The organism is Cellulophaga algicola DSM 14237 (assembly GCF_000186265.1).
GTDB lineage: Bacteria > Bacteroidota > Bacteroidia > Flavobacteriales > Flavobacteriaceae > Cellulophaga > Cellulophaga algicola.
The window spans coordinates 484,554-499,368 of sequence record NC_014934.1; the positions used below are offsets into that span (position 1 = coordinate 484,554).

Genomic DNA, 14,815 nt, shown 5'->3' on the forward strand with positions numbered 1-14,815 from the left:
CCTAATCTAATGGAAATTATACCTAAAATTCGACTATTAATTGCTTTACTTTTTTTACTAGTAAATCCATTTAACCATAAAGCTATTACCGCTCAAAAAAGACCGAATGTTATTATTATGATGACAGATGATCAGGGTTATGGAGATATTGGCATGCACGGCAATCCGTATTTAAAAACACGACATATTGAGGCTATTGCCAAACAAGGTATAGAAATGGAAAGTTTTATTGCCTATCCAAACTGTTCTGCCTCTAGAGCAGCATTGTTAACTGGTCGATACCCTTACCGTACAGGGGTTACAGCTGTTACTCAAGTAGATCATTTTATGAATACATCGGAAGTTACCATTGCAGAAATACTTAGCAATAATGGGTATCGAACGGGTATTTTTGGTAAATGGCATTTGGGTGATAATAATCCTATGCGTCCTACCGATCAAGGTTTTCAAGAAGCATTGGTGCACAAAGGAGGCGGAATTGGACAAGCTGCAGGGCCAGCTGGTAATACTTATTTTGATCCTGTGTTAGAACATAATAATGTATCTAAAAAATACAAAGGATATTGTGATGACATTTTCACTGATGCTACACTAGATTTTATAAGTGCAAAAAATGATAAACCGTTTTTTGCATATTTAGCTACAAACTTGCCGCATTTTCCGCTTCAAGTACCCGATGAAAAAGCAGAACCATATAGAAAAATGGGACTCCATGAAGACAACGCCCTTACCTACGGAATGATTGACAATATTGACGGTAATGTAGGTAGAGTTTTAGCCAAACTGAAACAATTAGGAATAGAAGATAATACGATTGTTATTTTTCTTTCTGACAATGGTCCTAGACAAAGAAGAACAAAAAATGATGTCTATCCAGGACGTTGGGTTGCCAATTTAAGGGGAACAAAAACGAGCGTGTATGATGCTGGTATCCGCGTTCCTTTCTTCGTAAAATGGCCCAATCATTTTAAAAAAAATGTAAAATCAAAAACTATGGGGACGGTAATGGATATTTTACCTACCATTTTAGATATTGCAAAGGTACCATTACCCGATGCATTACAATTAGATGGTAAATCATTATTACCTCTTTGGAAAAATGATGATGCTGATAGTTTACAAGGAAGAGAATTTATAGTCCAAATGCATTATGGACCAACCCCTTTTAAATATATGCATTTTACGGTACGTACTCAAACCTACAAATTAGTTAGTCCAAACGATTTTCCTCACGGAATTTTATATCAACCTAAAGATGATCAACTAAAAGAAGTACTATCAAATCTAGAACTTTATAATATTGAGGAAGATCCAAGCGAACGAATAGATTTAGCCAAGAAGTATCCTGAAATTGTTGAAGATTTATTAGCTAAGTATGAAAATTGGTTTGATGAAGTTACCCAAGAGCGAGACGCTAAAGGCATACAACGGATATATTTGGGAGAAACAGCAACACCAGAAGTAAACCTTTCTAGATTTGATTGGGGTGGCCCACGTGTAATCTCTGAAAATGAACTTGGCTTTTGGCGTGTTAGAACAGAAGCTGGCATCTATGACATTAGTATGGATTTACCTGAAGTAATAGCTGATGGTTTAGCCCATATTAAGTACCAAAATGTACACAAAACACTCGCTATTATAAAAGGTCAAAAACAAATTATCTTTAAAAATATTTCTTTGCCAAGCGGTGTCGGAAATTTTCAAGCATTTTTCAAAAGCAACCGTTTAGCCACTGGTCCACTATTTGTGACTATAAAAAGAATTGATGTTTTACCCTAATTTCAACTTAAAAATAGCTAAATAAGCAACACTTCTCCTCTTACATGGATAAAATAGTGCTATAACTGGATAAAATCAGTCGAACTTCTTCACTTTATTTTTTATTAATTTGTATCTATTCCTTGTTTTTATTGATAATAACTCAATAAACAAGAATTAAAATTAATAATTTAAAAATGAAGACTCTAATACTATTTCTTTCTATTTGCTGTTTCAGCATAAGTTCCGCGCAAGAAAAACCAAACATTATTTTCTTGTTTTCAGATGATGCTGGATTTGCAGACTTCGGATTTCAAGGTAGCACAGAGATGAAAACGCCAAATTTGGATAAGCTTGCCAACTCCGGTGTCAAATTCACTCAGGGCTATGTTACAGATGCCACTTGTGGTCCTTCAAGAGCAGGTCTAATCACTGGAAAATACCAACAACGTTTTGGCTACGAAGAGATTAATGTACCCGGTTATATGAGTGAAAACTCAAAGTTTCTTGCAGATGACATGGGGCTACCTCTTGATCAATTAACTATAGGAGATTATTTAAAAAAGTTAGGCTACAATACCGCAATGTATGGAAAATGGCACTTGGGTAATGCAGATAGATTTCATCCAATGAACAGAGGTTTTGATGAATTTTACGGATTTAGAGGTGGTGCTCGCAGCTATTTTGGGTATGATGTAGCTTCCTCAGCTCACCATGACACTAAAATGGAACGAGGTTTTGGTAACTTTGAAGAACCTCAAGAATATGTCACCGATGCTCTTGCAGATGAAGCAATTTCATTTATAGAAAAAAATAAAAAGAATCCTTTCTTTATTTACTTAGCGTTTAATGCAGTACATACCCCGATGGAAGCTACGAAAGAAGATTTAAATCAATTTCCAAACTTAACGGGTAAACGTAAAGAATTGGCTGCAATGACATTAGCATTAGATAGAGCTTGTGGTCGGGTGCTCGACAAACTGAAACAACTCGGCTTAGATAAAAACACAATCATAGTATTTTCTAATGATAATGGTGGACCAACAGATAAAAATGCCTCTTTAAATTTACCTTTAAGTGGCACAAAATCTAACCATTTGGAAGGCGGAATTAGAGTTCCCTTTTTAATGAGTTGGCCAAAGCACATTCAACCAAAAACAACCTATACCTTTCCGATTAGCACCATGGATTTATTACCAACTTTTTACGCCGCCGGTGGTGGTAATACCAAAGATTTACAAGAGATAGATGGTATAAACCTTATGCCCTACATTTCAGGAGAAATTAAGGAGAGACCCCATCAAACTCTATTTTGGAAAAAAGAAGTACGCTTAGCCTTTAGAGAAGGAGATTGGAAACTAATTCGGTTTGCCGATAGACCCGCAGAGCTTTATGATTTGTCTAAAGACATAACAGAACAAGATGATTTAGCGGCTACTAATCCAGAACGTGTTAAAAGCATGTTTAAAAAAATGTTTGAATGGGAATCTACTTTAGAGCGTCCATTATGGATGTTAAAACGAAGTTTTGAAAACTATGATATTGAACGTATGGATCGCTACAGAACGCCTGCTTTAATTCAAAAAGAGAGACCAAATCTTTTAAAATATTAACGACTAAACCAAACTAAAAGTTTCCAAAATGAGAAGGATACAAGCACTATTAACACTGGGATTATTTTTTATTTCGTGCAAACAAGAGGTAAAAGATACAGTAGCTTCAAATACTACAGTAACAGCATCAACTTTAGCATTAGATAACGGTAAGGGCATTTTAAATAATACCAATAGTCCTCATGTAAAGTTCAAAAGTATAGATTTTGGCGAGTGCCAATGGACGGAAGGTTTTTGGGCAGAAAAATTTAAAACTGCTGAAACCAAAATGATTCCTTACATGAGGAGTTTACTAACGGGTGATAAGGGTCATGCGCTTAATAATTTTAAAATAGCTGCAGGATTAAAAGAAGGTGAACACAAGGGCATGCATTGGCATGATGGCGACTTCTATAAATTTATGGAAGCTATCATGTATGTTTACGGGCAAAATAAAGATGAAAATCTTCGCAAAGAAATAGACGATTACATTTTAATTATCGGAAAAGCCCAAAAAGAGAATGGGTACCTTCAAACTCAAATTCAGTTGTATGCTGACCGGAAGCCCTATGAAAATAGAAAGTATCATGAAATGTATAATTCAGGACACTTACTTACTAGTGCATGCATCCATTATCGCATTACAGGACAAACCAATTTTTTAGATATTGCTATTAAACATGCTGACCTGATGTATTCTTTATTCATGACGGATGATTCGCGCTATGGCAGATTTGGTTTTAATCAAACTCAAATCATGGGGCTGGTAGAATTATACAGAACAACTAAAAACAAAAAATATCTAGATTTAGCAGAGCAATTCATCAACAATAGAGGTAAATATGAGGTTAAAGAGACTCCTGAAACGAAAGGGTATCCTATAGGCGACATGGTTCAAGAACGTACCCCGCTTCGCGAATCTGATGAAGCTGTTGGTCATGCCGTTTTAGCTTTATACTACTATGCAGGAGCTGCAGATGTTTATGCAGAAACCGGTGAGCAAGCTTTAATAGATGCTTTAGACAAACTATGGATGAATGTTGCACTGAAAAAAATGTATGTAACTGGTGCTGTAGGTCAAGCACATTACGGTGCATCAACCAATAGAGATAAAATAGAAGAAGGTTTTATTAATGAATATATGATGCCTAACACCACGGCCTATAATGAAACTTGTGCAAATATCTGTAATTCTATGTTCAGCTATAGAATGTTAGGACTTCACGGTGAATCTAAATATGCCGATGTAATGGAGACGGTATTGTACAACAGTGCGCTTTCTGGAATTAATATTGAAGGAGACAGGTACTATTATGCCAACCCACTACGTACTGTTCACGGTTCACGAGACTATGATAAGATGAATACCGAGTTTCCTGTGCGACAAGATTATTTAGAATGCTTTTGTTGTCCGCCAAATTTAGTACGCACTATTGCTCAAGTATCTGGTTGGGCCTACAGCAAATCTGAAAATGGAATCGCTGTTAATTTATATGGGGGAAATAAATTAGCGACTACTTTAAATGACGGCTCTTCACTTAAACTAAAACAAGAAACAAAATATCCTTGGGAAGGTGATGTTGAAATTACTATTGAAGCATGCAGAAGTGATGCTTTTGACATTCTTTTGAGAATTCCGGAATGGGCAGAAGGTTCTAAAATAATGATCAATGGTAAAGAGTCTGAAATCCTTGCTACTCCAGGAACCTATGCTACATTAAACCGAACTTGGAAAGCCAATGACACTATTCGCTTAGACTTGCCTTTAGCTATCAATTTCATTGAAGGTCATGGTCGTATAGAAGAAGTAAGAAATCAGGTGGCAATAAAAAGAGGTCCTGTAGTATATTGCTTAGAATCTGTAGATTTACCAGCGGAAAGCAGCATATTAGATGTGTATATCAAAGGAGATACAAAACAATTAAAATCTGATTTTCATCCAGATTTTTTAGGAGGAGTGTCCACTATATCCGGAGAGGTATTATTACGTAAAGAACATAATGCTGATGATGCGATGTATCAAAAAATAGAACATCCAGAATGGACAACTTTTAAAACGACATTCATACCTTACTTTACGTGGTCAAACAGAAGTAATGAAGAGACAGAAATGTCTGTATTCTTACCTGTTGTATGGGAGCAAAAATAGATTGAACAGTAATACGAAAAAAAACATTTAAACCAATAGATTTATGAATTCATTTAAAAGAAATGCATACACCTACTCTACCATTGTTGCTATTGGTGGTTTTATTTTTGGATTAGATGCTGCCCTTATATCAGGAACCATAAATTTCATTACTAAAGAATTTGGTTTAACAGCATTAGAATTAGGTACTGTAGTGAGTGCTCCTGGACTGGGTGTTTTAATTGCTTTACCCATTGCAGGTTATGCTTGTAATTCTTTAGGAAGAAAAAAAACATTACAAATCGTTGCGGCACTTTATCTAATTTCTGCCATAGGATCTACTTTTGCTCCAAACTATTGGACCCTAGTTATTGCTCGTTTTTTAGGGGGTTTAGCATTTAGTTCTATATCATTAGCCTCTATGTACATTGGCGAAATAGCTCCACCAAAATGGAGAGGCAAACTAGTCTCTATGACTCAAATTAATATTGTATTTGGTTTATCTGCTGCCTATTTCATTAATTATATCATCATACAGTCTATAGATCTCAATGCCACTTGGGTCATTAATTGGGGCGTAGATCAACATACATGGCGATGGATGCTTGGTTCAGAAATAATACCTGCTTTGGTATGGTTACTACTATTATTTTTTATTCCAAGAAGTCCGGCATGGCTGGTTTATCAAGGTAAGCAAGAGGAAGCAAAGAATACATTAAGAAAAATTATTCCAGAAGAAGAAGCTCAGATCCAAATTATAGAAATGCAGCACACTATGGATACTGGAAATCACAATCATTCTGCGGTATTACAATTAAAAGCAATATTCAGTAAGCCAATGCGTGTTACAATGATTATTGCAATGACGATAGCTATAGCACAGCAATCTACAGGTATAAATGCTATACTATTTTATGCTCCAACCGTTTTTGAACAATTAGGTATTGGCACAGATGCTGCATTCATGCAAGCAATTTGGATTGGCTTAACTAGCGTTGTTTTTACTATTTTAGGTTTACTATTAGTAGATAAATTAGGACGTAGACCTCTTATAATTTGGGGAATGGCTTGGATTATTTTAAGTCTAGGCATTTGTTTTTACGGATTTAAAACAGCAAGCTATACGATCTCTTCTGAGGCCATTGTTGAAATGAAGGCAATACCCAACGTAGAGCGACTTAATCCAATAATAGGGATTGAGTATGGTTCTGATATTGCATTTAAAGAAGCTTTAAAAACTACTTTAGGTGATAATGATTCTAGAGAATATGCAAGCTTATTACTACAACAGTCTGCAGATATTAATGCAGTATTAATCTTAATAGGAATTTTAAGTTTCATTGCTGCTTTTCACTTTTCTGTAGGCCCTGTAATGTGGGTGCTCTTTTCAGAGATTTTCCCAATCTCCTTAAGAGGTATTGCAATCCCGTTCTTTACGCTTGTAACAAGTATAGTTAGCTATTTAGTACAGAAATTCTTTCCATGGCAATTAGATACCATGGGAATAAGCAACACCCTTTTGTTTTATGCGATAACTGTAGCAATTGGCTTAGTGATTCTTTTTAAATATCTGATTGAAACCAAAAATATGACCATTGAAGAAATTCAATTAAAACTTCAAAATAAATAAACATTCTCAAAAAATACTCATGAAATACTTCAAAATTTATAAACTACTATTTATAGTTTGTGTTCTGCTTTGTACCTCAGAAAACCATGCTCAAAAAAAAAGCGCCAAGGCTGCAAAAGAAAAATTGAATAAGAAGAATAATGCATCAAACGCATATCCTTTTTCTGATCCCAATAATGAAGGGAATTGGATGCTGAATAAAGAGGTTAGTGATGAGTTTGAAGGCACAGAAATAGATACCACAAAATGGTTTGTAGAAGGTCAGAATGGAGATTACTACATTTGGAAAGGCAGAGCCCCTTCTCAATTTGCACCCCATAACGTACGCGTAGAAGATGGTATTCTAAAATTACGCACTCAATGGGAACCTGATTATCCTTTTGCTAACGAGAGCTACGCAGATGGTAGTAATAATGATACCTATGGCGTTTTTGAAGGAGAATCATTACCAATAACTACAGCTGGTATTGTAGGAAAAAAACGTTTCTTAAATGGATATATGGAAGTAAAATCTAAACAAGGTAATGCTGCCATAACAGGTGCCTTCTGGGCCATTGGATATGAACAAGAGTTAGATGTCTATGAACTTATGGGAAACCCAAAAATAGATGGGAATATAAAGGCTAATTCGTATCTGGCTACAGCTCACGATTGGAGTCCACCTGCAGTAAGACCTACTAAAGTATTTAACCATATAGAAGAGTTACCTTTTAGAACTGCAGATGATTTTCATGTGTATGGTGCTGAATGGGGGAAAGACTTTCTTAAATTATTTATTGATGGTAAATTGGTACATCATTTTACCCAAGACCAAGTAGGGACAGATTGGGTATTAAATAACCCGATGGAAATCTGGTTAGATTCAGAAATTTTCAAATGGTTAGGACTTCCTCACAAAGAGGAGCTTCCTGTAGATTTTGAGATTGACTACATGCGTGTATGGCAAAAACCTACAGACAACTTGTTAGCTCCTGCATTTTTTGGCTTTGAAGGCCCCATTTTATTTGAGGAAAACCCAAGACCTCTAAAAATGGTTCCTGAAGACTCTACCCCTAATGATTATCAAAAATTTTGGTCTATAGACGACTCATCTGCTACTTATCTAAGCATTGTTCATGGCGATTATGCTTCTGGCGTAAATAGTTTGAAATTTACAGGCTATGGAAAAAATGACTCATTAAATGTAGATACTGTCAAAATTATTAGCCCAGAAGGTGCGCTCAAGTTACCCGCTGGAGCATTAGAAGTTTCTATGAAAGTTTGGTTAGATCAAGGTCGTGTAACCGATAAAATTCATGTTACCTTAACCAACCCCAATGTAAAAGTGGTTTTTTCTGATCTTAATAAATTGGCCAGACGTGAATGGATAACGGTATCTGCAAAAATAAACAGAACACAGGCCTCTAAAAAAGAAGATCAAATGATTATCGAAATTAAAAAAGAAGACCTCCCTGCTACAAAAGCAGCGAAATTCCTTATTGATGACATAAAAATTAAAAAGTAAGCTATTTAAAAATATATAATCTAGTATTTATGAATACCACCATGAAAAAATCTACCGTCTCAAGTATAGATAATTCTGCAAGCCCATTTGTACAACTAAAAAACATCAATCTTACAGATTGCCAATGGACCAATGGTTTTTGGGCAGAAAAATTTAAAACCTGTGAAGATATTATGGTACCATATATGGGTGAGGTGCTCTGTGGTGATATAGGGCATGCTTTAAACAATTTTAAAATTGCAGCTGGCGAAAAAGAGGGAGAACACAAAGGAATGTTTTGGCACGATGGTGATTTCTATAAATTTATAGAAGCCAAAATTTACGTGTATGCACAAAATAAAGACATTAAAATACTTGAAGAAATAGACCACTATATCCGTATAATCGCCAAAGCTCAAGAAGCAGATGGATACCTACAAACACAAATACAACTGCGACCAGAAGTAGATCGTTACGAAAATAGGAAGTACCATGAGATGTACAATACAGGGCATCTATTGATTACAGCTTGTGTACATTTTCGAGTGACTGAGCAACGTACTTTTTTAGACATTGCTATCAAGCACGCAGATTTATTACATACCATTTTTATGCCTGAAACTAAACATTATGGTCGGTTTGGTTTTAATCAAACGCAAATAATGGGATTGGTAGAATTATACAGAACTACGGAAGATAAAAAGTATTTGGCCCTTGCAGAACGTTTTATAAACAATAGAGGTGTCTATGCCGTAGAACATAATGATACTACCATTGGCTACCCTATTGGAGATATGGTTCAAGAACGTACTCCTTTACGTGAATCTACTGAAGCTGTTGGTCATGCAGTTCTTGCTTTATATTTCTATGCAGGTGCTGCTGATGTAGCCGCTGAAACTGGCGAAGAAGCTTTAATAAAAGCTTTAGACCGACTTTGGGAAAATGTAACTCAGAAAAAAATGTACCTTACTGGAGCTGTTGGTCAAGCCCATTACGGGGCTTCGACTAATTTAGATATGATTGAAGAAGGCTTCATTAATGAATATATGATGCCAAACATGACAGCGTATAATGAGACGTGCGCAAATATTTGTAATGCCATGTTTAGTTATAGAATGTTAGGACTCCATGGAGCATCTAAATATGCAGATATTATGGAGCTTGTACTCTACAATAGTGCACTATCTGGAATTAGTATTGAAGGTAATTCATACTTCTACGCTAATCCATTAAGAATGTTAAACAACACTCGAGATTACGATGCGCATGAAAATGTTACCGAGACACCCAATAGAGAACCTTATTTAAGTTGCTTTTGCTGCCCTCCTAATTTAGTGCGTACCATTGCGCAGGTTTCTGGGTGGACGTATAGTATAGCAAAAAATGGTATTGCTCTAAATTTATTTGGCAGTAGTGTACTAAAAACAACGTTAGCAGACGGCTCTAGTTTGGTGATACATCAAGATACGGAATACCCTTGGAAAGGCTTAGTAAAATTAACTATCGAAGAATGTAAAGATACTGCTTTCGATATTTTAGTTAGAATCCCTTCTTGGGCTACTGGAGCAACATTAACTATTAATGGCACTAAAACTGATGCCCCAGTTACGGCTGGAAAATATGCCATTATTAACAAAAATTGGAAAAAAGGAGATTTGCTTGTGTTAGACATGCCTATGGATGTTCAAATTATAGAAGGCCATCCAAGAATTGAAGAAGTTAGAAATCAAATCGCCGTAAAAAGAGGTCCTATTGTATACTGTATAGAATCTCCAGATTTACCCAAACATACGAGTATTCTAGACGTGTATTTTAATAAAAATGCCTCCTTAGAAGCTACGCATAAACCTGATTTTTTAGGCGGTATAACAACGTTACAAGGAGAGCTATTAATACGAAAAGATAAAAGTGAAAGCATGTACAGAACGGTTCAAAAACCAGAATTTGAATCTTACAAAACACAACTTGTACCCTATTTTGCATGGAGTAATAGAGGTCAAGCAGAAATGACTGTATTTATGCCCGTAGTCTGGGAATAATAAATTGAGTAAGTTTAATTAAGCTTTATTTTAATAACCACTACAAATTAAAAAATGTAGTGGTTATTTTATGAGCAAGTTTTATTATTTAAACAAAACTATAGTCCATCAAAAGTAAATTCTTAAACCCTTTACTCTATGCTTTACCACTAACATTGATAATCGCAGTTGTAAGTATAGCTAACAGACTCCCCTATCCCCCCAACTATTTATTATTCACTACTATTTTAACATAAAGATTAGGTGCATGTGGCATTATCTGCTGGTAAATTTTAATCCTGTCTGCATTTTTTTGTTACTATTTTCAAAACATATTATAAATGAGCTGTATCCTATTTATGGTCATTTTCAATATCTTCTATACAATTAGTACTCATAAGATATAATCTAAAACGTAAATCTCTACTTCCTATGCTAGTTGATGGGTTAAACCATACCTACACCACACAAACCTTTACCTCATCCCAATTTGAAACCCGTAAAATATATAATACCTCCTGCAGCCAAAAGTAGTGACAGATCTTCACTTACCTGTACTTAATATACGCTTCTGTTCATTTAAGTTTAACCATATATTAGTAGGATTAAATTTAATTTGAAATAAGATATGGTAAATAGAAAGCCCAACAACAGCATTTTTAAATCATTGAGTACTGTACTTCCCCATTTCTATCAGAATATAAACTTTTATTTATCAAAATAGACAGAGATAGTAGGCCCTTACTTAAAGCAACTAATCATTTCTATTACCCAACAAATACTAAGATTCTATATAATTAGGGTAAAATAGTGCGATAATAGGTTAAATGATAAGAAGTCTTTATACTTAAAATTGATTTATTTTGACTACTATTCAATTTTTACAAACATGACAAAGTATCTAAAATTTTTTATCCTTCTAGCAATCGTAAGCAGTTGCAAAGAAAATGAAGTCAAAAAAGAGGAAATTAAAAAGCAACCCAATATTCTTTTTATTGCCATTGATGACTTGAGACCTGAATTGGGTGCTTACGGTTCTGATATAGCCATCAGCCCAAATATAGATGCATTAGCCGCAGACGGTTTACTATTTAATAATGCGTATTGTCAAGAAGCAATTTGCAGCCCATCAAGGGCTAGTGTGATGACAGGAGCACGACCAGAAACCTTACGAGTAATTGAAAACTACTCCTATTTCCGTGATTTAAATCCAGATATTGAAACCCTACCTCAGCATTTACGCGCAAATGGTTATGAAACCGTGTATACGGGTAAAATTTTTCATCCAGGATATACTGATGCTGCTTTATCATGGAGCAGAAAAGCAGATCCTAATAGCATAAGTACTAAAGCACCTAGAACTCCAGGGGGGTTTAAACTTGTTGAAAACCAAGAACTTTATAAAAGCAATAGTGCCGAGATGGCTAAAAAGTATGGGAAAGAATCTTTAAAAAGTGGTTTAGGCCGCGGTCCAGCATATGAATTCGTAGACTTACCCGATAATGAATACGAAGATGGCTACAATACCGATTTAGCAATAGCTACCTTAAAAGATATGGTTAAAGAAGGTGATAAGCCTTTCTTCTTAGGATTAGGATTTCTAAAACCACACTTAGACTGGGTAGCACCAAAAAAGTATTGGGATTTATATGATGATAAAGACATTAAATTAGCGAAAGAAACAACAGGTCCAAAAGATGGTGCTGAAATGGGGTTACACGCTTCGTTTGAATTAAGAGCACGAGCTAATATTCCTAATGCGGGAGAAATAAGTGATGAACAAGCCATACAATTAAAGCATGCCTATTTAGCATGTGTAAGCTATGTAGACGCACAAATAGGAAGAATGATTGACGCCTTAGACGAGGCTGGTATCCGTGACAATACTATTATTGTACTTTGGAGTGATCACGGTTGGCACTTAGGCGATATGGGTATTTGGGGAAAAGCCACCAATTATGAAATAGCTACACGAGTTCCCTTAATTGTTTGGAGTCCAGAAATGGCAAAAGAAAATAGAGGTAGAAAAACAGATGCATTAGTAGAACTGGTAGATATGTATCCAACCCTATGCGAATTAACAGGGGTTTCTATTCCAGAAACGGTAGAAGGTCAAAGCTTTGCTCCGCTTTTAAAAAACCCTGATTTGGAATGGAAAAAAGCGGCATTTAGCCAATTCCCTACACCCGCATTACGAGAATGGGCAGCAAACCCATTATCAAAAGGAATGCGAGAGACTTATTTTGGTCCGTTAATAGAAAAAGTAGAAGAACGTATTATTAAACAACAAGGTGATACTTGGGACAGAGATTTATTTGAAAATAGATTAATGGGCTATTCTATGCGTACAAAAGACTACAGGTTTATTGTATGGAAAGACTACACTAAAAAAGATGCAGAACCTATTTTTGTTGAGTTATTCAATCACCAAACAGATCCTTCTGAAACCATAAATATTGCAAAAGAAAATCCAGAATTAGTGGCATCGCTTTTGGTTCAATTGAATAAAGGTTGGCAAGGTAATTTATCAACTTCAAGTAACTAGATCTTTATGTTTAAACGATGTAAAATAGCGTTCTTATTTCTAGTTTTTATTTCTTATCAGTTCCATGCTCAAAATCAACCGACAAAGAAAAAACCAAATATCCTATTTATAGCAATAGATGACCTTCGTCCGGAATTAGGAACTTATGGCTCAGAAATTGCCGTAAGTCCGAATATAGATAAATTGGCTAGTCAAGGTTTACAGTTTAATAAGGCCTATTGCCAGCAAGCCATTTGCGGACCTTCAAGAGCTAGTGTAATGACAGGATTACGTCCAGAAACGAGTGGTGTTTTTCATAATTACATTCGCTTCAGAGAAAAGAATCCAGAAGTAGTTACCATTCCACAGCACTTTATTTCTAATGGTTATGAGACCGTTTATTACGGTAAAATATTTCATCATGGTGATGAAGATGAATTATCATGGAGTACACCACAACTTAAAAAAGAACTAAGTGGTAACGTAAAAGGGTTTGCCCTCGCTGAGAATCAAAAAATTCAAGAAGATACTCGAAAAGAAATGTTCGATAAATATGGGGATGTAGCTAAATATGGTTTAGCGATGGGACCGGCATATGAGTCTGCAGATGTTCCTGACAACACCTATATTGACGGGTACAATACAGATTTAGCCATAGAGACCATGAAACAAATGCTAAAGGAAAGTGACAAGCCTTTTTTCCTTGGTCTCGGTTTTAACAAACCTCATTTAAACTGGGTAGCTCCAAAAAAATATTGGGATTTATATGATGAAAGCCAAATACCACTCACTACGCTAATAGATGCACCAGAAAATGGTGCCGCAGTAGGGCTTCAACCTTCTTTTGAATTACGCGTACGTTCTGGAATACCAAAAAATGGACCTATAGATGAAAAACTCGCTAGGAAACTAAAACACGCCTATTTAGCTTGTATCAGCTATGTTGATGCACAATTGGGTAGAATGATTACGGCATTAGATGAGGCTGGTATTCGAGATAACACCATTATAATAGTATGGAGTGATCATGGTTGGCATCTTGGTGAAATGGGTATTTGGGGAAAAGCGACAAATTACGAGATTGCCACTAGAGTTCCTCTGATTATATCGGCTCCAAATTTACCTGCAAGAAATAAAGGAATAAAAACCAATGCACTTGTAGAGCTTGTAGATATTTATCCTAGTTTATGTGAATTGGCAGGCATTGAAATTCCATCCAATTTAGATGGTAAAAGTTTTGCTCCCCTTCTCAAGAATCCCAATAAAAAATGGAAGAAAAAAGCATTAAGCCAATTCCCGAGCCCAGCGCTTAGAGAATGGGGTGCTTACCCACTTAGACCCGCAATGAGAGAAACCTATTTTGGTCCCTTATTAGAAGAAGTTGAAATTAAGATCAAAAATCAAATGGGCAAGCAATGGAATCGAGATTTGTTTGAAAATAATCTTATGGGATATGCTATTAGAACAAAACGATACCGTTTAATAACTTGGAGAGACAGGACCAAACTTTCAGGACAAACCATTTTTACAGAATTATATGATCATAAAAATGATCCATTTGAAAAAAACAATATCGCCGAAGAACATCCGAAAATTGTAAAAAAAATTCTAAAAAAATAGTTTTAAAGAGATAAATAGTATCCCTTATTAAAATAAAATATCAGCTTAATAATCCTATTCAG

8 protein-coding genes are annotated in these 14,815 nt (G+C 35.5%); all 8 read left to right on the forward strand.

Annotated elements, in window-relative coordinates; genetic code table 11:
• Positions 1–9 precede the first annotated feature (9 nt).
• The 8 genes from CELAL_RS02095 (at position 10) to CELAL_RS02130 (ending at position 14,753) form a co-directional block, all read left to right on the forward strand.
• Entirely contained in the window at positions 10–1,779 is a 1,770-nt protein-coding gene (locus CELAL_RS02095) for an arylsulfatase (RefSeq protein WP_013549261.1), read from the forward strand.
• 176 nt (positions 1,780–1,955) lie between these two features.
• Entirely contained in the window at positions 1,956–3,371 is a 1,416-nt protein-coding gene (locus tag CELAL_RS02100; protein ID WP_013549262.1) for a sulfatase-like hydrolase/transferase, read from the forward strand.
• 28 nt (positions 3,372–3,399) lie between these two features.
• Positions 3,400–5,499, forward strand: a complete 2,100-nt coding sequence (locus tag CELAL_RS02105) for a glycoside hydrolase family 127 protein (RefSeq protein WP_013549263.1) — start codon at positions 3,400–3,402, stop codon at positions 5,497–5,499.
• 43 nt (positions 5,500–5,542) lie between these two features.
• Complete coding sequence (locus CELAL_RS02110) at positions 5,543–7,108, forward strand: sugar porter family MFS transporter (RefSeq protein WP_013549264.1); 1,566 nt, start codon at positions 5,543–5,545, stop codon at positions 7,106–7,108.
• Between the two features lie 19 nt (positions 7,109–7,127).
• On the forward strand, positions 7,128–8,612 hold the full coding sequence (locus tag CELAL_RS02115) for a family 16 glycosylhydrolase (protein ID WP_013549265.1): 1,485 nt from the start codon (positions 7,128–7,130) through the stop codon (positions 8,610–8,612).
• 29 nt (positions 8,613–8,641) lie between these two features.
• Complete coding sequence (locus CELAL_RS02120) at positions 8,642–10,630, forward strand: glycoside hydrolase family 127 protein (RefSeq protein WP_013549266.1); 1,989 nt, start codon at positions 8,642–8,644, stop codon at positions 10,628–10,630.
• Between the two features lie 868 nt (positions 10,631–11,498).
• Positions 11,499–13,154, forward strand: a complete 1,656-nt coding sequence (locus tag CELAL_RS02125) for a sulfatase (protein ID WP_013549267.1) — start codon at positions 11,499–11,501, stop codon at positions 13,152–13,154.
• Positions 13,155–13,160: 6 nt separating this feature from the next.
• The gene (locus tag CELAL_RS02130) at positions 13,161–14,753 is read left to right on the forward strand and encodes a sulfatase (RefSeq protein WP_013549268.1); all 1,593 of its coding nucleotides are present in this window, start codon (positions 13,161–13,163) and stop codon (positions 14,751–14,753) included.
• Positions 14,754–14,815: the final 62 nt, after the last annotated feature.